This is a genomic window from Streptomyces sp. NPDC104096, assembly GCF_055584385.1.
Window position 1 is genome coordinate 1 of sequence record NZ_JBVJMD010000079.1, and the last position, 20787, is coordinate 20787.

The following is a 20787-nucleotide window of genomic DNA, read 5'->3' on the forward strand; positions in this document are numbered from 1 at the left end:
CCCCGCCACCGAGGGCCAGGGGGACGACGTGGTGCTGTGCGTGCACAACTTCTCCCGCTTCGCCCAGCCGACCGAGCTGGACCTGCGCGAGTTCGACGGGAGGCATCCGGTCGAGCTCTTCGGCGGGGTGCGCTTCCCCGCCATCGGCGAACTGCCCTACCTGCTCACCCTCACCGGGCACGGCTTCTACTGGTTCCGACTCGCCCGAGTCGCACCCCGCACCGGCCGACAACTGTGAGCGTGCGCCGAGGAAAGGACGCGTCACCATGCCGAAGACCGCATATCTCCACCCGATCACTGCCGACGGCATCCAGCCGATGGCGTCGCTCGGCGGACTGTTGCGGGAGTGGCTGCCGCGGCAGCGCTGGTTCGCCGGCAAGGACCGGCCCCTGACCGACCTCCGGCTGCTGTCCATGACCGAGCTGTTCCCGGGCTGTCTGCATCTGCTCGTCCAGACCGGTCAGAACGGGGTCCCCGCACCCGGCGGCGCCACCCCGGCCGGGGACTGCTACCAGTTGCTGCTGGGCATCCAGGAACACCTCTCGCCCCGGCTCGGGCGGGCGCTGATCGGCCGGGCGGACTTCGGTCCGCTGGCCGGTCTGACGGTCTACGACGCCCTCCAGGACCCCCGTTCGACGCATCTGCTCCTGGAGCGGCTGCGCCACCCGGGCACCCTGGGCCCGCTGCGGTTCGAGTCCGACGCGTCCGTGCCGGTGCCCGCCGGGCTGCCGCCTCGACTGCTGGACGCCGAGCAGTCCAACTCCTCGGTGGTGTACGGCGACGCGTTCATCCTGAAGCTGTTCCGGCGCATCCAGCCCGGGATCAACCCCGATCTGGAGGTGCCGGTCGCGCTGGCCGGGCAGGGCTGCGGGCGGGTGCCCGCCCCCGTGGCCTGGTTCCGCACGACGCATCCGCAGGAGGCGACGCTCGGGGTGCTCCAGCCGTTCCTGCCCGGCGCCTCCGACGGCTGGGCGCTCGCGCTGCGCGCGCTCGCCACCGGCGACACCTTCACGGCGGAGGCCCACGAGCTGGGCCGGGCGACGGCGGAGGTGCATCTGGCGCTGGCCTCGGCCCTGCCGTCCGACGCCCGCACCGACAACGACCGGACGGCGGCCGCGATGACCGAGCGGCTGGATTCCGCCGCGCACCACGTCCCGGCCCTGCGGCCGTTCGTCGGCGCCCTGCGCACCGCGTTCACCGCGCTCGCCACCTGCGACCCCGGTCCGCCGGTCCAGCGCATCCACGGCGACCTGCACCTGGGGCAGGTGCTGCGCGCCGGGCGCGAGTGGTTCGTCATCGACTTCGAGGGCGAACCGTCGCGTCCGCTGGCGGAACGGCGCAGCGCGCACTCCCCCGTGCGCGACATCGCGGGCATGCTGCGTTCGTTCGACTACGCCGCCCGTCAGCGCCACCCCTGGCGCCCGGAGTGGGCCCGGCGCTGCCGCGAGGCCTTCTGCGCGGGCTACGCCGACCGGGCGGGCTGGGACCCGCGCAAGAAACACGCCCTGCTGCGCGCCTACGAGACGGACAGGGCCGTCTACGAAGTCCTGTACGAGGCCCGGCACCGTCCGGACTGGATGCCCGTACCTATGGCGGCGATCGAGCGTCTCGCCGTGAGAGGAGCCTGACACCGTGGCACTGCGAGAGACCTCGCCCCCCGAGTCGGCCGGACCCGTTCCGCCGACGGCCCTCACCCTGGATCCGCAGGAGCGCCGGCGCCTGCTGTCGGGTGCGCACCACGACCCGCACGCACTGCTCGGCGCCCATCCGGTGACGGGCGGAGTCCTCTTCCGGGCGCTGCGCCCGTTCGCCCGCTCGGTCACCGTCGTGGCGGACGGCACGCGCGGCGCCCTGGTCTCCGAGGGCGACGGCCTCTTCTCCGCCGTACTGCCGTTCGACGCGATCCCGGAGTACACGCTGCTGGTGGCGTACGACGACGCGGAGCACGAGGTCCACGACCCCTATCGCTTCCTGCCGTCGCTGGGCGACTTCGATCTGCACCTCGTCCGGGAGGGCCGGCACGAGCAGTTGTGGAAGGCACTCGGCGCCGAGCCGATGACCCACCAGGGCGTGACCGGCACCCGCTTCACCGTCTGGGCGCCGAACGCCCAGGGGGTGCGGGTGGCCGGGGACTTCACCTTCTGGGACGGCACCCAGTTCCCGATGCGCTCCCTCGGCGCGGCCGGGGTGTGGGAACTGTTCCTGCCGGGCATCGGCGAGGGCGCGCGGTACAAGTTCGAGATCACCTCCCGGCACGGGGACCGGTTCCTCAAGGCCGACCCGATGGCGCGCCGCACGGAGGTGCCGCCCGACACCGCGTCGATCGTGACCGCCTCGCACTACGAGTGGGGCGACGCCGACTGGCTGGCGCACCGCGGGGACACCCCGGTGCACGAGGCGCCGTTCTCCGTCTACGAGGTGCACCTGCCGTCCTGGCGGTCGGGGGCGACGTACCGCGAGCTCGCCGAGGAGCTCCCGGCGTACGTGAAGGACCTCGGCTTCACCCATGTCGAGCTGATGCCGGTGGCCGAGCACCCGTTCGGCGGCTCCTGGGGCTACCAGGTCACCGGTTTCTACGCGCCGACGTCCCGGCTCGGCCCGCCGGACGACTTCCGGTACCTGGTGGACGCGCTGCACCGGGCCGGGATCGGCGTGATCATGGACTGGGTGCCGGCCCACTTCCCCAAGGACGACTGGGCGCTGGCCCGGTTCGACGGGGAACCGCTGTACGAGCCCGGGGACTGGCGGCGCGCGGAGCATCCGGACTGGGGGACCTACGAGTTCGACTACGCGCGCATCGAGGTCCGCAACTTCCTGGTCGCCAACGCGGTGTACTGGTGCGAGGAGTTCCACATCGACGGGCTGCGGGTGGACGCGGTCGCCTCGATGCTCTACCTCGACTACTCCCGGGACTCCGGCCAGTGGGAGCCCAACGTCTTCGGCGGCAACGAGGACCTGGCCGCGAAGGCCTTCCTCCAGGAGATGAACGCGACGGTCTACCGGCGGGTGCCGGGCGTGGTCACCATCGCGGAGGAGTCCACCGCCTGGGACGGGGTCACCCGGCCCACCGACGGCGGTGGTCTCGGCTTCGGCCTGAAGTGGAACATGGGCTGGATGCACGACTCGCTGGAGTACATGGGCCACGAGCCGGTGCACCGCAAGTACCACCACAACGAGATGACCTTCTCGATGGTGTACGCCTACAGCGAGAACTACGTCCTGCCCATCTCGCACGACGAGGTGGTGCACGGCAAGCAGGCGCTGGTGGCGAAGATGCCCGGCGACTGGTGGCAGCAGCGCGCCGACCACCGCGCCTACCTCGGCTTCATGTGGGCCCACCCCGGCAAACAACTGCTCTTCATGGGCCAGGAGTTCGCCCAGGGCGGGGAGTGGTCGCAGGAACACGGCCCGGACTGGTGGCTGCTCGACCCCGCCTACGCGGCGCAGGGCGACCACCGCGGTGTGCGCGACCTCGTGCGCGACCTCAACACCGTCTACCGGGACACCCCCGCGCTCTGGCAGCGCGACACCCGGCCCGAGGGCTTCCGCTGGGTGGTCGGGGACGCCGCCGACGACAACGTGTTCGCGTTCCTGCGGTTCGCCGCGGACGACAGCCCGTTGCTGGCCGTGTGCAACTTCTCCCCCGTCGTCCGGCACGACTACGAGCTGTGGGTCCCGGACTCGGTCGACGCCTGGCGGGAGACCCTCAACACCGACGCGGCGCGCTACGGCGGCAGCGACGTCACCCACCCCGAACCGGTCAAGCAACTGGACGGCCGGATCACGCTCACGCTGCCGCCGCTGGCGACTCTCTGGCTGACGCCCGCGCGATGAGAGCGGGCGGGTCCGGGCGCGGTGCCGTCACCGCGCCCGGACCCGCCGGGACCGGGCGCGGCCCGCCCGGGATTCAAACGGGGGTCCGCCAGGTCCGCCGTGTGGAAATGATCACGGCTCGATTACTTCTCCGTTCCCGGCCCCATCCGGTCTCTCCTGGGCTAGATTCGACCACCGTCGATAACAGTTCTCGTAGGCGGAGTCACTCCCCGTACACCCCAGGAGCCAGCGCATGCGCGACTTCGCCTTCGCTCCCCCGACCACGCCGTCCGTGACCGGGGGACTCGCCGACACCGTCTTCGAGACGGCCGCGCGCAACCCCGCCCTGCCGCTGCTCGCCCGCCGCCGGGGCACCTCCGCGAGCGCCACCTGGGAGCAGGTGACGGCCGTCGAGGTCCGGGACACGGTGATCGACCTGGCCAAGGGCCTGATCGCGTCCGGGATCTCGCCGGGCGCCCGGGTGGCCGTCATGGCGCGCACCCGCTACGAGTGGACGGTCCTCGGCCTCGCCCTGTGGACGGTCGGCGCCGAGGTGGTGCCGATCCATCCCACCTCCTCCCGCGACCAGGTCGAATGGATGCTGCGCGACTCGGGCTGCGTGGGTGTCGCGGTCGAGGACGAGCAGAGCGTGATGACGGTGGGCTCGGTGTGCGCGGGGCTGCCCAGCCTGCGGCACGTCTGGCAGTTGGACGCGGGCGCGCTCGAACAGCTGGTGGAGCGGGGTGAGTTCATACCGCTCACCACGGTCGACTCGCTGCGCCGTATCGTCATGCCGGACTCCACGGCGGTCATCGCCTACACCTCCGGCACCTCGGGACACCCGATGGGCTGCGCGCTCAGCCACCGCAGTCTGGCGAGCCCCTGCGACACCCTGTTGCAGGGCTGGGGCCACACGGCGGCGCAGGCCGGGGAGCAGCCGGCCGTCCTCGCCTTCCTGCCGTTCTCGCACGTGTACGGCCTCATGATCCAGGGCCTGTGCCTGCGCGGCGGCCTGCTCATGGGGCATGAACCCGACCTCAGTGAGGAGTCCCTGGCGTCGGCGCTCCTCTCGTTCAGGCCCACGTACTTCTACGCCGTACCGTCGGTCTTCGAGAAGCTGTACAAGACGTTCCTGCGCACGGCCCAGCAGACGGGCCGGGGACCGCTGTTCGAGCGGGCCGCCGAGACGGCGCGGGACTTCGCCGCGGCGAACGAGCGGCAGCGGCTGGGCCGGGGCTCGGGTCCCGGCCTCGACCTGCGGTTGCAGCACGCCGTGTACGAGCGGACGATCTACCGCAGGCTGCGCGGCGCACTGGGCGGCCGGGTGACCCGCGCCACCTCCGGCGGCTCACCGCTCAGCCGCGAGCTCTCCCTCTTCTACGAGGGCATCGGCATCTACGTGCACGACGGCTACGGGCTGACCGAGACCGCCGGCGGGATCACCATGCAGCCGCTGGGCCGGGAGAAGTCGGGGACGGTGGGGCAGGCGCTGCCCGGCACGGACATCCGGGTCGCCGAGGACGGGGAGATCCTCGTGCACGGACCGTCGGTCTTCCAGGGATACGTCAACGACGAGGCCGCCACCCGGGCCGCGCTGCGCGGCGGCTGGCTGGCCACCGGCGACCTCGGGCATCTGGACCACGAGGGCTACCTGACCATCACCGGCCGCAAGAAGGACACCATCGTCACCAGCGGCGGCAACAGCGTGGCCCCGGCCCCGCTGGAGCAGCGGCTGCGGATGCATCCGCTGGTGCACCAGGCGGTGGTCGTGGGCGACAACCGGCCCTGTGTGGGCGCGCTCATCACCCTGGACCCGGACTACCTGGCGCACTGGCGGGCGGCCCTGACCCTCCAGGGCGACACGCCCAACCGGGAGGCGCGGGAGGAGAACGCGCTGCGGGAGGAGATCGGGCGTGCCGTGGCCGCCGCCAACAGCGCGGTGTCCCGCGCCGAGTCCATCCGGGTGTTCCGGGTGGTCCCGGAGCAGTTCGACCAGTCCAACGGGTTGCTGACCCCGTCGATGAAGCTGCGCCGGGACGCGATCGTCCAGCACTACGCGCAGGAGATCGAGGCGATGTACCAGGCACGCTCGCGTGTGCCGCGGCAGCCCACCGCGGAGGAGGTGCTCGGCTGGGACGACGCGGACAACATGTTCCGCTAGCACCGGCCGCCCCGGTCGGCGCAGACCGCCCGGGTCGGCGCGGGCGGCCCCGGTCAGCGGCGGCGGCCGCGGCTCGCCCAGGCGGTGCCCACGCCCGCGAGGTGCAGGCTCAGGGCGGTCAGCCCGAGCAGCATCACGTTGGTCGATGTGAAGACGTCGTTGGTGGAGATGTCCGCGGCATTGATCAGGAACGCGATGAACAGCAGGACCGCCGCAACGATGGCCAGCACGGGTTCTCCTCTTGTCGATGGGTCGATAGGTCGATGAGTCGGTGTGGGTCCGTCCGCGGGTCTGCGGGTCGGTGTCTTTCCGTGGCGTCCTGGTTCCCCCGAAACGCCGGGACAGCCGTCCCGGCCGCGTTTTCCCTGCGTCGCGCAGCGTCGGCTCCGTCCCCGTACGCTCCGTGATCGTCCGTCGGCCTGTTGTGACCGGTCGGCGGGCCGGGGAAGGATCGTCCATACGGCCCCCGCCTCGGACGCGTACGCCGCGCGCCCCCGGGAACTCGCAGAGGTGACGAAGCGAGGGAGACGGGTGAGAAGGGTCGAGGGCCCTGCCGACGTCAGGGGTCGAAGAGAGGCGAGATGGCAGCCGAGCAGCGTGGGGACGACACACTGGCTTCCCAGGACATCGCGAGCCGCACCGTCGGCTTCGCCGGCACGCCGGCGGACGTGACCGGTGCCCGACTGGCCGCGGAGGACTTCCTGCGCGCCCTGGCCGGGGTCTCACCGCCCGCGGCGCCGGAGTGCTGGCACGACATCGTGCTGATCGTCACGGAGCTGGCCGCCAACGCCGTCCAGTACGCGCCGGGCCCGTTCGAGCTGCGGCTGCGCCGTACGTTCGACGGCGTGCACGTCACCCTGCACGACACCAGCACCACCCCGCCGACGCCGCGCCCCTTCAACCCCGGCACCGGTGGCGGCGGGATCGGCTGGCACCTGGTCCACGCGCTGTGCACCCAGGTCAGCGTCGTGGCCGCCGACCGGGGCAAGGACGTGCACGTCTTCCTGCCCTGGTGAGCCACCGGGCCGGGCGCGGGGCGGTGCCGGGGGTCAGTCCGTCGTGGTCCTGGGCACGGCGAGCCGCTCGTAGTGCTCCCCCACGGTCGCCAGGTACCGCGCGTCCCTCGTCTCGCTGTCGATGCGGAACCGCGGCGCCGCCTTGACCACGCCGCCCGTGCAGGCCAGCGAGACCCTGCGGGCCCTCGGGTCCACTCCGGTGACCAGACCCGCCGGGACGACGGCGCTCCTGCCGAACAGCCAGACGCCCGTGTCCACGACCAGGTGCCGCATTCCGTGGGGGTCGGCCTGGCGCGCCACGTGCCCGACCGTGCCGTCGGTCGCGACGACGGCGTAGCCCGTCAGATCCTGCCCCTCGACGTGACCGCTTTCCGGTGCGTACGTCCAGATTCTGCCTGTGGCCACACTGCTCCTCCCTCTTCCTCCCGGGCCTGTGCTGCCCGTGCGGGCGGCCGACGGTCGCCCGCCTGTCCCACACAGCACCAAATACCCTTTCCCCGCACGCGCATTCGGGCCTGGCAAGATCGTGCGGGGAGTCCTGGGATCAGCGGAGGTCGAGGCAGGCGCGCGTGACGGTGCCGTGCTCGCCGGTGTGGGTGCGCACCAGGTCCGCCAGCCGGTGCACGAGGAGCAGTCCGCGTCCCCCGATCTGCTCGGGGCGCGCGGGCCGGCGGCCCGCCAGCGGGTCGGTGAGCCGGCCGGAGTCGCGCACCTCGCACACGATCCGGCCGCCCTCGGCCCACAGCCTGAACGTGCCCTCGCCGCCCCCGTGCACCACGCTGTTGGTCGTCAACTCCGCCACCACGAGGGCCAGATCCGGCAACCGGACGGCGCTCATGCCCCATTCGCGCGCCTCGCGCACGGCGGTGTCCCGGGTGTCCGGCAGCGCCGCCGCGTCGAAGCGGACGGCGAGCGCGCGCGGCGGGGGCGGCAGCGGGAGGTTGCAGCGTTCCAGCACGCCCTGCGGGTCGTAGGACCGGCTGACGGCCGTGCGCCCCGCGTCGACGACGAGCGGGTGCGTGGCGTGCGCGTCGGCGAGCGTGCCGGCGGACAGGGCGCGGGCGTCGTAGGGGCACAGGATCGTCACGGGCCGCCCCTGGAAGGCCGCGTTGATCAGCGCCTCGTGCTGGACGCAGGCCGGATACTCCTCGGCGGTCCGGCCGGGCCAGATCGGCTCCCCGACGATCCGCACCCGGCGGTCGTCGGCGACGGCGTCCGCGAACGCCCGCAGCACCGTCGGGATGATGCGGCCGGGGTTGCGGCCGGCGGCGGTCATGTCGGTGAAGCGCACCTCGGCGGCGCGCGCGCCGAGGCCGTCCCGGACCAGTTCCAGCCTGCGCGCGGGGACGGCGACGGCCACCGGCTCCCCCGCCGCGAGGCCTTCGAGGACGAAGGGCACGATCCCCGTCCGGTACTCCTCGTCACCGCGGTAGAAGAACGCCGGGTGGACGAACGACTCCCCGGGTCTTTGCGCACGCCCGACCTGCACCACCCGCATACCCGCCTTCCGCATCCCGTCCCTCAGCGTACGTCGTCGTCCTGACGTACTGTCGGGGCCTCCGGGTCCCGTACGGCGGGCCCGCTTCCGCGACCGCCGCCGCTCAAGCGGCGCTTTTCGGCCATCTCTTCGGCACACGCCACTTTCTTTTGCCTCGTCCTGACATGAGTTGGAGAAGCCGGGGCAGTCGACCCCTGTCAGTAACTCGTACGACGAACGGAGTGGGCGGCATGAATGCCGTGACGGCAGTGGAGCAGACGGTCACGGACGACCTTCGGGGCGGCCTGCCGTTCATCGACAGCCCCTCTCAGGTCAGCCCGAAGGACGCGCGCGAACTCTCACGTCGGTTCTTCGACCGGCTCGCCACCCTGGAGGAGGGCACGCCCGAACATCAGTACGTGCGCAACACGCTGATCGAGATGAACCTCTCCCTGGTGCGCTACGCCGCCTCCCGTTTCCGCAGCCGCGGCGACTCGATGGAGGACATCGTCCAGGTCGGGACGATCGGTCTGATCAAGGCCATCGACCGGTTCGAGCTGTCCCGCGAGGTCGAGTTCACCTCGTTCGCCGTCCCGTACATCGTCGGCGAGATCAAGCGCTTCTTCCGCGACACCAGTTGGGCCGTGCATGTGCCCCGCCGGCTCCAGGAGGCCCGGGTCGAGCTGGCCAAGGCGACCGAGGAACTGCAGACGCGGCTGGACCGCATGCCGACCACGCGCGAGCTCTCGCAGCTCATGTCGCTGTCGGAGGAAGAGGTCATCGAGGCCCGCAAGGCGGCCAACTGCTACACGTCCTCCTCCCTCGACGCCGCCCTCAGCTCCGACGGCGGCACGGAGGGCGAGTCGGTGCTGGCCGACTTCATCGGCGAGGAGGAACCGGCTCTGGAACTGGTGGAGAACTTCCACTCCCTGGCGCCCCTCATCGCCGAACTCGACGACCGGGAACGCCTGATCATCCATATGCGCTTCGTGGAGGAGCGCACGCAGGCGGACATCGGCAAGGAGCTCGGCATCTCCCAGATGCACGTGTCCCGACTGATCACCCGCATGGTCCGACGGCTGCGTGCCGGACTGCTGGGCCCCGAGATCGCCTGACACCCCTGTGCCCGGTGCGGCCGCCCGAGGGCGGTGACACCGGGCACAGCCTTGCGCGGGGGCATCTGCCCCCGCACCACAGACCAGCACCGGACCAGGTCGTCCGCACGCGTGGAGGCAGTCGTGATACAAGCCCGCAACCCCCTGTCCGTCGAGGTCACCGTGGTCAGGGAGGACATCGCCCTGGTCGCGGTCGAGGGCCATCTGGACCTCGACACCGCGACCGAGTTCCAGCACCATCTGGCCAACCAGCTCCACCACGGCCGCCGGCACTTCCTGCTCGACCTCTCCGGGGTCCCGTTCATGGACTCGTCCGGCATGAACATCGTCCTGCGGGTGTACCAGGAGGCCCGCGGGTTGTCGGGGAGCGTGCACGTCATCGCCCCCGCCCCGGCCGTGCGGCGGATCCTGGACCTCACCGGCGTCAGCATCACGGTCCCCGTCTCCGAGACCGTCGACGACGCCCTCGCGCTTCTCGGCACGGCGCCGGAGGCCGCTCCGGACCGACAGACCTGAGGGGCCACGCGCCCCTGCCGGGGCAGGACCGGGCGACGAACGGGCCGACCGACGACGAACGGGCCGGGGACGGGCGACGGCCGCCGGTCGTCGCCCACCGCGAAAGACACGAGGAGTGAAGCAGGTGCCGGAGCACGAAGCGGAAGCACAGCAGGGTTCGCCGGCCCGGGAGGTCGGGGTCTTCCTGCGCCGCCGCCGCGAACAGATCGCGCAGCGGTGGGCCGACGAGCCCCTGTTCCGCGCGGTGTTCACCGTCTCGCGGGACGAGGCGGTCGAGGCGGGACGGACGGTGGCCGACGCGCTGGCCGAAGTCGCCGCGGCGGAACGGGTGGCGGATCCCGACGCCGCCGGATTCATGCTGGTGCGGGAGCAGTTGGCGCGGATGGCGGCCTCGCGCGCGCGTGCCGGGCTCGGCACCGCACAGGTGTCGAGGGAGGTCGACGCACTGCGGCCGCCGGTCGTGGACCTCCTGGTCGCCGACCTCACCGACGCGTCGACCGGGCGGCTGCGGGAGTGCGAGTCGGCGCTGACCGTGCTGCTCGGCACCCTGCGGCTGGTCGTGCTGGAGACGGCGCTGAACGAGGGCGAGGCCCTCATCGACCGGCAGCGGCTGCAACTGCTGGAGGTGGCCACGCCCGTCATCAAACTGTGGGACGGCATCGTGGCCGTGCCGCTCATCGGAACGCTCGACAGCGCCCGCAGCCAGGTGGTCATGGAGACGCTGCTGGAAGCCGTCGTCGACCAGCAGGCGCGGTACGCGATCCTGGACATCACCGGTGTGCCGACGGTCGACTCCCTGGTGGCCCAGCACCTGATGAAGACGGTCGCGGCGGCCCGGCTGATGGGCGCGGAGTGCGTGGTCTCCGGCATCCGTCCCGCGATCGCGCAGACCATAGTCCACCTCGGTCTCGACCTGGGCACGGTGGTCACCCGGGCGAGCCTCGCCGACGCCCTGGCGCACGCCCTGCACCGACTGGGCGCGGACATCGTGCACGCCTCGCCGGGCGGTGCGGGGTCGCGGTGACCGACGAGTTCCTCCGCCCGCCCATGGTGCACGTGCCGGTGCTCCGGCTCGGCGACGTCCTCCTGGTGACCCTCCAGGGGGACCTGCACGACAGCACGGCCGAGCAGCTCCAGCAGGACATCACGGAGCGGATCGGCAGCAGCGGGGTGACGGGCGTCGTGATCGACATCTCCGGTATCGAGATCGTGGACTCCTTCCTCGGCCGGGTACTGGCCGAGATCGCGGCGAAGGCAGGGCTGCTGGCGGCCAGGACCGTGGTCGCGGGCATGCGGCCGGCGGTCGCGATCACCCTGGTGGAGATGGGGCTGACGCTGCCGGGGCTGCGCACGGCCCTGAACACCGAGGCGGCCCTGGGCCTGCTCGGCGACCCGGCGCGGTCCGGCGGCGCCGACCCGCGTCCGGGGAGACGGTGATGGAGGCGACCGCGGGCGTCGACGCCCGCCTGCCGATCCGTTCCGACCTGGACCTGGTGTGGGTGCGCCAGCATGTGCGCCAGGCCGCCGCCCGGCTCGGCTTCGGTCTGGTGGACCAGACGAAGCTGGTCACCGCGGCGAGCGAACTGGCCCGCAACACCCTCGTCTACGGCGGTGGCGGGCAGCTCACGGCGGCCCGGGTGGCCCACGGCCGGGCGCAGGGACTGCGGCTGGCCTTCAGCGACGAGGGCCCGGGGATCGCCGACCTGGAACAGGCCCTGCGGGACGGCTACACCTCGGGCGACGGGCTGGGGATGGGCCTGGGCGGCGCGCGCCGGCTGGTGCACCAGTTCGCGATCGACAGCACCCCGGGGGTCGGCACCACCGTCACGGTGACGTCCTGGGCGGGCCCGCCGCCCCGCCCGGGCCACCCGCGTGAGGAGTGGTGATGGCACGGCTGTGGGACGTACCGGTGCACGACTCGACCCGGGTGCGCGACGCCAGGGTCGCCGCCGAGGAGGCCGCGGCGCTCGCCGGGCTGGACGAGCGGCGCACCGCCGCGGCCGCGCTGGTGGCCAGCGAGCTGGCCACCAACCTGCTCAAGCACGCCGGCGGCGGACAGCTCCTCGTCGACCTGGTCGCGCCGGCCACGGTCGGCGAGGGCCGGGACGGGCACGACGTCGTGCAGATCGCCGCGGTCGACCACGGTCCGGGTATGCCCGACGTCGGGGCCGCCCTGCACGACGGGTTCTCGACGGCCGACTCGCTGGGCGCGGGCCTGGGCACCTGTGTGCGCCTCGCCGACGACTTCGGTCTGCACAGCGCCCCGGGCCGGGGGACGGTCGCGCTGGCCCGGATCGGCGGCACCTCCGGCAGGGCCGGGCGCGCCGCCGCGGCGGCCGACGGCGCGCAGCGGTGCGCGGCGCGGGCCGGCGGGATCAACATCCCGTTCGCCGGGGCGGCCTACTCGGGCGACGCCTGGGCGTGGGTCCGGGCGGGCGACCGGCTGACCCTGATGCTGGCCGACGGGCTGGGACACGGGCCGCAGGCGGCCCACGCGTCGACGGCGGCGGCGCGGGTGCTCGGCCACTCGGCCCACCTCCCCCCCGCCGAACTCCTGCGGTGCCTGGACGTCGCACTGCGCGGCACCCGCGGCGCGGCCGTCGCGCTGGCCCAGCTCGAAGCGGACACCGGCCGGCTGACGTTCGCCGGCATCGGGAACATCGGGGCGCGGCTGCGGGAGGGCGACACCTGGCGGCATCTGCTGTCCCGGCCCGGGATCGTCGGCGTCCACCGCCCCGCGACCCTGCCCGAGACCCGGCTGCCGTGGGGCCCGGACCGGCTGCTGGTGCTGCACAGCGACGGACTGCCCAGCCGGTGGGTCCCGCCCTCCGACCCCGGCCTGCTGCTGGCCGACCCGGCGGTCGTGGCCGCCGTGACCGTGCGCGACGCCGGCAGCGCCGCCCGCCCGGTCAGGGACGACACCGCCGTCGCCGTACTGGCGCCGAACCCGCCGGAGGGCCCGTGACGGGAGTCTGGACGGTCGCGTCCGTCACCGACGCGGCGCGGGCCCGGATCGCCACGGCCCGGGTCGCCGCCACGCTCGGCGTGCCCGTCCTGGAGCGCACCCGGCTGGTCACGGCGCTCAGCGCCCGGCTTCGGCAGTGCCTCACCAAGGGCGGCGTCTGGCGGCTCACGCTGGAGGCGTCCTCGGCGCCGGGCGGGGAGCGGTCGCTGCACGCCCTGGTGCGCCCCCGGGAGGGCGGGGAGCCGACGTGGCGGATGGCGGTGCGGCGCGCCGAGGAGGCCCGGACGGCGGGCCCGGACGCCGTCGCCGACGGCCCCGAACTCCTCGCGGAGGCCCTGCTCGGCGCCGACGAGGACACCGCTCTCGTGCTGGGCAAGCTCGCGGACCAGGAGGAGCTGGTCGCCTACCACCGCGAGGAACTGCACCAGACGAACCAGGGCGTGCTCGCGCTGCACGGCGAGCTGGACGCCGCCGGACGGGCCCAGCGCGAGGCGTTCGCCGCCGAACGCGCGGCGCACCGGGAGGCGGAACGCGCCCGGCGCAGGCTGACCTTCCTGGCCGACGCGAGTGCGGTGCTGACGGCGTCGCTGAACCACGACGAGATCGTGCGCAGGCTGCCCGAGCTGCTGGTGCCCGAGTACGCCCGCGGCGTCGACGTATGGCTGTTCGACGCAGAGGACGAGCACCGGCTCCCGGACCCGCCCCGGACCGAGGACGGCGCGCTGTCGGCCGGTGGGAAGGGCCGCGGCCGGTCCGGTGCGCGGCCGGCCGCCGCCGTGCTCGCGGCCCGCACCGGCCGGCCCCAGTACGCCGCCGGACACCCCGGCCGACTGCCCGGCGTCGACGACCAGCCGCCCTCGGCGCTCGACCCGGCCCGGCCGCTGCTGTGCATCCCGCTGCCCACCCGGCACACGCCCCTCGGCGTGCTGACGCTGTCCCCGCCGGGCGAACGCTGGGACCCCGACGACGCGGTCATGCTGGTCGAACTCACCCGGCGGGCCAGCACCGCCATCGACAACGCCCGGCGCTTCGAGCACAACCGGGACATCGCCGAGACCCTGCAGCGCGCCCTGCTCACCGACCTGCCCCGCACCCCGGGCCTGCATCTGGCGGCCCGCTATCTGCCGGCCACGTACGGACTGAACATCGGCGGGGACTGGTACGACGCCTTCCGTCAGCCCGACGGGAGCCTGATCACGGTGATCGGCGACGTGACCGGGCACGGGCTGCACGCGGCCGTCATGATGAGCCAGCTGCGCACCGCGCTGCGCGCGTACGCCGTCGACGGCGGCAGCCCGGGCGAGCTGCTGACCCGGCTGCACGTACTGCTGCGTCATCTGCAACCGGATCTGTACGCCACCGCGGTCATCGCCCGTTTCCACCCGGACGACCCGACGGTGACCTGGGCGGCCGCCGGTCATCCGCCGCCGGTGCTGCGCACGGCCGACGGAGGCGTCCGGGTCCTCGACGCCAAACCCGGCGCGATGCTCGGCATCCCGCTGGAGCAGCGGATCGCCGACCACACGGTGCGGCTGTCGCCGGGCTGCACGCTGGCGCTCTACACGGACGGTCTGGTGGAGCGCCGGGCGCAGGGGATAGACGCGGGCATCGAGCGGCTGGCGGCCGCGCTCGGCGGGTTCCGCGCGGCGGAGCTGGACGGGGACCTGGACGGTGCGGCGGACCGGATGCTGCGTCCGCTGCTCAGCGACTCCCCGCGCGAGGACGACGTGTGCCTGCTGCTGTGCCACGTCGACGGCCGCACCGGCGGGCCCCGGCAGCCGGGACCGCCGACGTCCTGACCGCGCGGCGCGGGCCGGGGTCCAGGGAGCCCGGAACGGTCCCGGTGGTCCGGGAACGGTCCCAGGGGTGTGGGGCGGCGGGCCCGTGGAACCCGTGGGACCCGTGCGAGCGCCGTCGCGTCCCGGCTCCCCACGCGCCATGGCCGTCGAGCGGGCAGACTGAAGATCTGTTCGTTCGTCCGCACGCCGCACCCGGTCGGCAGGGGTGCTTCGGGCGCGGTGGGATCGAGAGGTGCGAAGCAGCGCTCGGCGGGCACGCGAAAGAGGCCGAGGCAGACCGCCTGGAGCCGCAGAAGGGATGGACCATCGTGACACGACCCAGGATCCTGGTGGTGGGCGCGGGCTTCGCGGGAGTGGGGTGCGTACGACGCCTGGAGCGCAAACTGCCCCCGGGCGAGGCCGACATCACTCTGGTGACACCGCAGTCCTACCAGCTCTATCTGCCCCTGCTGCCCCAGGTCGCCTCCGGCGTGCTGACGCCCCAGTCGATCGCCCTGTCCCTGCGGCGCAGCAAGAAGTACCGCACCCGGATCATCCCGGGCGGCGCCATCGGCGTGGACCTCAAGGCCAAGGTCTGCGTCGTCCGCACCATCACCGACAAGATCGTCGACGAGCGGTACGACTACATCGTGCTGGCTCCGGGCAGCGTCACCCGCACCTTCAACATCCCCGGGCTCGTCGATCACGCGTTCGGCATGAAGACCCTGGCGGAGGCCGCCTACCTCCGTGACCACGTCATCTCCCAGCTGGACCTGGCCGACGCCAGCGACAACCCGGCGGAGCGCGCCTCCCGGCTCCAGTTCGTGGTGGTCGGCGGCGGCTACGCGGGCACCGAGACCGCCGCCTGCCTGCAACGCCTGACGCACGGCGCCGTCCGGCGCTATCCGCGACTGGACCCGAGCCTGATCAAGTGGCATCTGATCGACATCGCGCCGAAGCTGATGCCCGAACTGGGCGACAAGCTCGGCCGCACCGCCCAGGAGATCCTGGCCCGGCGCGGTATCGAGGTCTCGCTGGGCGTCTCGATCGAGAAGGCCGGCGCCGAGGAGGTCACCTTCACGGACGGCCGCGTGGTGCCCACCCACACCCTGATCTGGACCGCCGGGGTGGTCGCCAGTCCGCTCATCGCCACGCTCGGCGCGGAGACGGTCCGCGGGCGGCTCGCGGTGAACGCGGAGATGAACCTGCCCGGCGCGGACGGCGTGTTCGCGCTCGGGGACGCCGCCGCCGTGCCCGACCTGGCCAAGGGCGGCGACGCGGTCTGCCCGCCGACCGCGCAGCACGCCATGCGCCAGGGCCGGCACGTCGCCGACAACGTCATCGCGGCCCTGCGCAACCAGCCGATGACCCCCTACGTCCACCGGGATCTCGGGCTGGTCGTCGACCTCGGCGGCGCGGACGCCGTATCCAAGCCGCTGGGCGTCGAGCTGCGCGGGCTGCCCGCCCAGGCGGTGGCACGCGGCTACCACTGGTCGGCGCTGCGCACCAACGTCGCCAAGGCGCGGGTGCTGACCAACTGGACGCTCAACGCGCTCGCCGGCGACGATTTCGTCCGCACCGGGTTCCAGTCCTGCAGGCCGGGCAAGCTGAGGGACTTCGAGCACTCCGACCACTATCTGGCCCCCGACGAGGTGCGGGCCCACCTGGGCCGGGCGGATTCGCCGAAGCAGTGACGCGGCACGCCGGGTCCGGGGCGCGCGCAGGTCGTCGGCCCGGAGAGAACGCGACCGAAGAGAACGCGACGGGAGAGAGCGCGGCGACGTGAGGGCGGTCGGACGGGCCTGGGACCGGCTGCGGGACCATCTCGCGGCATCCGATCCGGGGCTGCTGCGGCTGGCCGCCGGCCTGCGGACGGTGGGGTCCGTGGCCCTGACCCTCGCCGTGCTCGCCCCGCTGGGGGCCGGCGTGCCCCAGCTGGTGGCGGGGGCCATCACGGCGATGGTCGCCACGTTCGCCGTCCGGGAGAAGCAGCGCGACCGGCAGGCCGTCACGCTGGCCCTGGGCCTGCCGGTGGCGCTGGCCTCGCTGACCCTGGGCGCGCTGCTGAACTCCCGGGTCGTCCTGGGTGACCTGGTCTTCGTACTGGTCATCTTCGGTGCCGTCTACGGCCGCCGGTTCGGCGACCGCGGCACGGCGCTCGGACTGATCGCCTTCCAGATCTACTTCGTCTCCCTGTTCGTCGGCGCCGCCGTCCCCGCGCTGCCCGCGCTGTACGGCGTCCTGGGCGTGGCGTTCCTGTGCAGTGCCGTGGTGCGGTTCGTGGTGGTGCCGGAGACTCCCGAGGGCGTGCTGGACCGGCTGCGCCAGGCGTTCCGGGCCCGGTTCGCCCAGCTGGTGTCCGCGCAGGTCGAACTGCTGGACGCGGGTCCCGACGACGTGGAGAAGGCGCTGGAGCACGTGCGCGGCGGCACCGCGCGTCTGCACGAGACGGCGCTGATGATCCAGGGCCGTCTGGAGGACGGCACCTCCGACCCCGCGGTGGCCCGGCTGCTGCAACGCCGGATCGCGGACGCCGAGGTGACCGCCGAGCGGCTGGGGCTGCTGCTGCTGACCGCCCGCAGCAGCGAGCGGGCGAGCACCCTGACCCTGCACCTGTCCGGCGCGCCGCTGCCGTCGGGCGGCCGGCTGCCGGTGCGGGAGGAGGCTACGGACACGCTGCGGCGGGACCTGGGGGCGCTGCGCCTGCTGGTGCTGCGCCCGGTGTCCGAGAACCGGGGCACCGCGTCGGCCGTGATGCGCAACCGGCTCCTGGGCTACCGGGAGGAGGAGAACCTGCCGCCCGCCTCCCCCGCCGTCCGGGACGTCTTCCGGGGCGTCGGGGAGGCCGCGCGGGCGGTACTGGGTCTGCGGATCGCCCTCGACGGGCCGCAGGACGAGACCGACGACAGCCCCTCCACGGCCCGTTCCCGCGAGGAACTGGACGCCGAGGACGCGGCGATCGCCGGTGCCGAGGAGCAGGAGCGGCCGACGGGCACGCCCACCGGTCTGGACCGGCCCACCACGCGGACGGCGGTGCAGGTCTCGGTGGGCTCGGCGCTGGCCATGGTCGGCGGGGAGTTCCTCTCCACCCAGCGCTGGTACTGGGCGGTGCTGACCTGCTGGATCGTGTTCGTCAACACGGCGTCGACCGGCGAGATCCTGGTCAAGGGCTCCCGTCGGCTGGTGGGGACCGTGCTGGGCGTGTGCGCCGGCATCGCCCTGGCCGGACTGGTCGGCCACCACACCTGGACGGCGTTCGCGCTGGTGCTGGTGTGCCTCTTCGCGATGTTCTACACGGCTCCGCTGTCGTACACGCTGATGTCGTTCTTCGTGACCGCGGCGCTGGGGGTGCTCTACACCCTGTTGCACACCTACACCCCGTCGGTCCTGGTGCTGCGGGTGGCGGAGACCGCGCTCGGGGCCGCGTGCGGGGTCATCGCCGCGGCGGTGGTGCTGCCGGTGCGCACGGCCCGTCGTACGGACGAACTGCTGGTCACGGTGCTGGAGCGGCTCGGCGAGGTCACGGACTCGGCGGTCGGACAGCTCAGCGGCGGGGACCCGGCCGAACTGCTGGACCAGGCGCGCGAGCTGGACCAGGCGCTGAGCGACCTGCGCGCCGCCGTACAGCCGCTGACGCATCCGGTGACGCCGCTGCGCAACCGGCGCAACACCGCCCGCTACGTGCTCGCGCTGCTGGAGACGTGCGCCTACCACGCCCGTTCCCTGGCGGCCACGGCCGAACTGCTGCCCACCCACCCCTCGATCGCGGCGGACCCGCGGCTGCGGCGGGCGGGGCGGCGCGTGGTGGACAACATCGCGGCGATCGCCGGCCGGGTCGCGCACCTCGCTGACGAGGAGGCGGGCGAAGGGGTCCGGGTGCGCACCGGCCCGAGCATCGCGTCCCTGCTGGGGCCCGACGTCGGCCCGCGCTACGGCCGTGTCACCGACCGGGTGCTGCGTCATCTGCAACGGCTGGACGAGGCGGTGGTGGGCCTGGCCCGGCCGCTGGACGTCCCGGTGGTGACGCCCGAGGGCGAGCCCCTGGCGGACGCCCGTCGGTGACCACCGCGGCGCCTCCCCCGGCACCGGCCGGCACGAGCCCCGCGGGACACCCGGCCGTCGGGCCCCGCCCCGACCGGTGTGCGACCGTCAGACCCTGCGCCAGCGGGCCAGCGCGAAGGAGAACACCCCGAACAGGGCGAGACCTGCGGCCACGCAGCCGAGCAGCGACGGGCCCAGCGGAGTACCGGCGAACGCGCGCAGGCTGTCGTCGAGGCCCTTGGCCCGGTCGGGGTCGAAGTCGACGGCGGCGCGCACGGCGGACGCTCCGGCCGCGGCGAACACCAGGCCGCGCGCCGCGCCGCCCGCCACGCCGGTCACGTCGACCAGCCGCCGGGCTCCGCGCGACATCTCGCCGAGCTTCAGCTCGTCCCGGTAGGAGCGCATGACGGCACGGGCCCCGATCCAGACGCCCGCGACGACGATCGCGGCCCCGGCCGACCCGACCAGCCACTGCCCCGCGGGCAGCTGGAGCACCCGGGCCGTGACGTCCTTGGACTGCCGGTCGCCGGCTCCGCTGCCGCTGCCGCCCGCCCCGGCCGCGAACGCCAGCACCGAGAAGGCGACGGAGACGTAGAAGACGCACCGTACGACGGCGAGCAGGCGTTTGCGCGGCTTGCGGCCGTCCGGCCCGACCGAGCCGAAGACCGCCTCGGACAGCCGCCACACGGCCATCCCGGCGACTCCGACGCCCAGCGCCCACAGCAGTACGTGCCCGAAGGGCTTGTCGGCGATCTCCGCGAGGGCGCCGCCGCGGTCGGCCTGGTGTCCGCCGTCGCCGATGGCGATGCGCAGCGCGAGCACCCCGACGAGGAGGTAGATGACGCCTCGTGCGACGAGCCCGGCCCGCGCGGCGCCCTCCGTCACGGATCCCCTCGCCACGCGCTCGGCCTCGCTGCGCCCGCCGCGTGCCCTGACCGTCGTGTCCATCCGGTCCCCCGCGTCCTCAGGCCGTCCGGCCACGGCCGCCCCGCCCGGGCCCGCGCCGGCTTCCGTGCCGCTCGAGCGCCTGGTCACGGACCCGGGCGCAACTGCGGCTGATGAGCCGCGAGACGTGCATCTGGGAGATTCCCAGCCGGTCGGCGATACGGCTCTGCGTCATGTCCTCGAAGAAGCGCATGTACAGCACGGCGCGCTCGCGCTCGGAGAGCCGGCGCAGCCCTTCCTTGGCCGCCTCGCGGTCGACCACCACGTCGTAGGAGGTGTCCGACTCGCCCAGGGTGTCCGCGAGGCTGTGGCCGTCGTCGGCGGACGACAGCTCGGCGTCCAGGGACAGGGTGCTGAAGCTCTCCAGTGCCTCCATGCCGGCGCCGACCTCGTCCTCCGTGAGCCCGGTGTGGGCGGCGATGTCGGTGACCGAGGGCTCGGGGGTGCCGGGGTTCAGGGTGAGCTCGCGGCGCGCGACGCGCACCTTGTTGCGCAGTTCCTGTACCCGGCGGGGCACCCGCAGGGCCCACATCCGGTCGCGGAAGTGCCGTTTGACCTCACCGGTGATGGTGGGCACGGCATAGCTCTCGAACGCCCCGCGGGACGGGTCGAACCGGTCGACCGCCTTGACCAGCCCGAGGGCCGCCACCTGGCGCAGGTCCTCCAGGGACTCGCCGCGCTCGCGGAAGCGTCCGGCGATCCGGTGGGCCATCGGCAGCCAGGCCGCGACGAGCCGGTCGCGGACGTCGTCCCGCTCGGGGCCGTCCTCCAGTTCCACCAGAGAGGTGAACAGGCCTGCGGTGTCGGGGGTGTCGTCGTGCGGTCGCCGCCCGGGCGGGGTGGGACGGTCGCGTGCGTCGGTGCTGCCTGTCGATGCGTCGATGAGCATGCGGAATCACTCCCGAACAGATGGTTTCTGGGATGTGCCGCGGAAGGGCCTTGCTCGGCCCCAGGACACCG

19 protein-coding genes are annotated in these 20787 nt (G+C 73.5%); 14 read left to right on the plus strand and 5 right to left on the minus strand.

From position 1 onward, the window contains the following. From ACZ60B_RS39170 to ACZ60B_RS39185, 4 genes are all read left to right on the plus strand, one after another. On the plus strand, nt 1-238 hold a 238-nt coding region (locus tag ACZ60B_RS39170), incomplete at its 5' end, for an alpha-glucosidase C-terminal domain-containing protein (RefSeq protein WP_469395930.1). 28 nt (nt 239-266) lie between these two features. After that, nucleotides 267-1628: a maltokinase N-terminal cap-like domain-containing protein gene (locus ACZ60B_RS39175; protein ID WP_469395933.1), complete on the plus strand. Its 1362-nt coding sequence runs from the start codon at nt 267-269 to the stop codon at nt 1626-1628. Nucleotides 1629-1632: 4 nt separating this feature from the next. Further along, nucleotides 1633-3834: a 1,4-alpha-glucan branching enzyme gene (gene glgB / locus ACZ60B_RS39180; protein WP_469395935.1), complete on the plus strand. Its 2202-nt coding sequence runs from the start codon at nt 1633-1635 to the stop codon at nt 3832-3834. A 232-nt stretch (nt 3835-4066) separates the two neighbouring features. Then, on the plus strand, nt 4067-5974 hold the full coding sequence (locus ACZ60B_RS39185) for an AMP-dependent synthetase/ligase (protein ID WP_469395939.1): 1908 nt from the start codon (nt 4067-4069) through the stop codon (nt 5972-5974). Between the two features lie 53 nt (nt 5975-6027). Here ACZ60B_RS39185 and ACZ60B_RS39190 read toward each other — a convergent pair whose 3' ends face one another. Next, entirely contained in the window at nt 6028-6204 is a 177-nt protein-coding gene (locus ACZ60B_RS39190; RefSeq protein WP_338017563.1) for a hypothetical protein, read from the minus strand. A gap of 351 nt (nt 6205-6555) precedes the next feature. Here ACZ60B_RS39190 and ACZ60B_RS39195 point away from each other — a divergent pair, with 351 nt between their 5' ends. Beyond that, nucleotides 6556-6990, plus strand: a complete 435-nt coding sequence (locus ACZ60B_RS39195) for an ATP-binding protein (RefSeq protein WP_469395941.1) — start codon at nt 6556-6558, stop codon at nt 6988-6990. 33 nt (nt 6991-7023) lie between these two features. Here the strand turns inward: ACZ60B_RS39195 and ACZ60B_RS39200 are convergent, their stop codons facing one another. Both ACZ60B_RS39200 and ACZ60B_RS39205 read right to left on the minus strand, forming a co-directional pair. Continuing rightward, complete coding sequence (locus ACZ60B_RS39200; RefSeq protein WP_469395943.1) at nt 7024-7395, minus strand: PRC-barrel domain containing protein; 372 nt, start codon at nt 7393-7395, stop codon at nt 7024-7026. A 139-nt stretch (nt 7396-7534) separates the two neighbouring features. After that, nucleotides 7535-8503: an anti-sigma factor RsbA family regulatory protein gene (locus tag ACZ60B_RS39205; RefSeq protein ID WP_469395946.1), complete on the minus strand. Its 969-nt coding sequence runs from the start codon at nt 8501-8503 to the stop codon at nt 7535-7537. A gap of 215 nt (nt 8504-8718) precedes the next feature. Here ACZ60B_RS39205 and ACZ60B_RS39210 point away from each other — a divergent pair, with 215 nt between their 5' ends. From ACZ60B_RS39210 to ACZ60B_RS39250, 9 genes are all read left to right on the plus strand, one after another. Continuing rightward, entirely contained in the window at nt 8719-9582 is an 864-nt protein-coding gene (locus tag ACZ60B_RS39210; protein ID WP_469395948.1) for a SigB/SigF/SigG family RNA polymerase sigma factor, read from the plus strand. 123 nt (nt 9583-9705) lie between these two features. Beyond that, nucleotides 9706-10098: an STAS domain-containing protein gene (locus tag ACZ60B_RS39215; protein ID WP_469395949.1), complete on the plus strand. Its 393-nt coding sequence runs from the start codon at nt 9706-9708 to the stop codon at nt 10096-10098. A gap of 124 nt (nt 10099-10222) precedes the next feature. Beyond that, entirely contained in the window at nt 10223-11122 is a 900-nt protein-coding gene (locus ACZ60B_RS39220) for an STAS domain-containing protein (protein ID WP_469395952.1), read from the plus strand. After that, nucleotides 11119-11535 (plus strand): STAS domain-containing protein, encoded by a 417-nt coding sequence (locus ACZ60B_RS39225; RefSeq protein WP_469395954.1) that lies wholly within the window; start codon nt 11119-11121, stop codon nt 11533-11535. The genes ACZ60B_RS39220 and ACZ60B_RS39225 overlap by 4 nt, the downstream gene beginning before the upstream one ends. Beyond that, entirely contained in the window at nt 11535-11984 is a 450-nt protein-coding gene (locus ACZ60B_RS39230; RefSeq protein ID WP_469395956.1) for an anti-sigma regulatory factor, read from the plus strand. The genes ACZ60B_RS39225 and ACZ60B_RS39230 overlap by 1 nt, the downstream gene beginning before the upstream one ends. Next, nucleotides 11984-13063 (plus strand): SpoIIE family protein phosphatase, encoded by a 1080-nt coding sequence (locus tag ACZ60B_RS39235; RefSeq protein WP_469395958.1) that lies wholly within the window; start codon nt 11984-11986, stop codon nt 13061-13063. The genes ACZ60B_RS39230 and ACZ60B_RS39235 overlap by 1 nt, the downstream gene beginning before the upstream one ends. Next, nucleotides 13060-14862 carry a PP2C family protein-serine/threonine phosphatase gene (locus ACZ60B_RS39240; protein ID WP_469395960.1) on the plus strand — a complete coding sequence of 601 codons (1803 nt, stop codon included), beginning with the start codon at nt 13060-13062 and terminating at the stop codon, nt 14860-14862. The genes ACZ60B_RS39235 and ACZ60B_RS39240 overlap by 4 nt, the downstream gene beginning before the upstream one ends. A 308-nt stretch (nt 14863-15170) precedes the next feature. Next, entirely contained in the window at nt 15171-16535 is a 1365-nt protein-coding gene (locus ACZ60B_RS39245) for an NAD(P)/FAD-dependent oxidoreductase (protein ID WP_469395962.1), read from the plus strand. A gap of 88 nt (nt 16536-16623) precedes the next feature. Continuing rightward, a complete protein-coding gene (locus tag ACZ60B_RS39250) occupies nt 16624-18903 on the plus strand; it encodes an FUSC family protein (protein WP_469395964.1) in 2280 nt (759 codons plus the stop codon). 87 nt (nt 18904-18990) lie between these two features. Here ACZ60B_RS39250 and ACZ60B_RS39255 read toward each other — a convergent pair whose 3' ends face one another. Together ACZ60B_RS39255 and ACZ60B_RS39260 are read right to left on the minus strand one after the other, a co-directional pair. Further along, entirely contained in the window at nt 18991-19830 is an 840-nt protein-coding gene (locus ACZ60B_RS39255; RefSeq protein WP_469395966.1) for a DUF1206 domain-containing protein, read from the minus strand. Between the two features lie 16 nt (nt 19831-19846). Beyond that, nucleotides 19847-20716 carry a SigB/SigF/SigG family RNA polymerase sigma factor gene (locus tag ACZ60B_RS39260; RefSeq protein ID WP_469395969.1) on the minus strand — a complete coding sequence of 290 codons (870 nt, stop codon included), beginning with the start codon at nt 20714-20716 and terminating at the stop codon, nt 19847-19849. Nucleotides 20717-20787 lie beyond the last annotated feature (71 nt).

What these genes read in the sequence shown, in the direction of transcription:
- ACZ60B_RS39260 (WP_469395969.1), bottom strand. Translation starts at nt 20,716, where the DNA reads ATGCTCATCGACGCATCGACAGGCAGCACCGACGCACGCGACCGTCCC.
- ACZ60B_RS39210 (WP_469395948.1), top strand. Translation starts at nt 8,719, where the DNA reads ATGAATGCCGTGACGGCAGTGGAGCAGACGGTCACGGACGACCTTCGG.
- ACZ60B_RS39205 (WP_469395946.1), bottom strand. Translation starts at nt 8,503, where the DNA reads ATGCGGAAGGCGGGTATGCGGGTGGTGCAGGTCGGGCGTGCGCAAAGA.
- ACZ60B_RS39185 (WP_469395939.1), top strand. Translation starts at nt 4,067, where the DNA reads ATGCGCGACTTCGCCTTCGCTCCCCCGACCACGCCGTCCGTGACCGGG.
- ACZ60B_RS39230 (WP_469395956.1), top strand. Translation starts at nt 11,535, where the DNA reads ATGGAGGCGACCGCGGGCGTCGACGCCCGCCTGCCGATCCGTTCCGAC.
- ACZ60B_RS39255 (WP_469395966.1), bottom strand. Translation starts at nt 19,830, where the DNA reads ATGGACACGACGGTCAGGGCACGCGGCGGGCGCAGCGAGGCCGAGCGC.
- ACZ60B_RS39175 (WP_469395933.1), top strand. Translation starts at nt 267, where the DNA reads ATGCCGAAGACCGCATATCTCCACCCGATCACTGCCGACGGCATCCAG.
- ACZ60B_RS39235 (WP_469395958.1), top strand. Translation starts at nt 11,984, where the DNA reads ATGGCACGGCTGTGGGACGTACCGGTGCACGACTCGACCCGGGTGCGC.
- ACZ60B_RS39195 (WP_469395941.1), top strand. Translation starts at nt 6,556, where the DNA reads ATGGCAGCCGAGCAGCGTGGGGACGACACACTGGCTTCCCAGGACATC.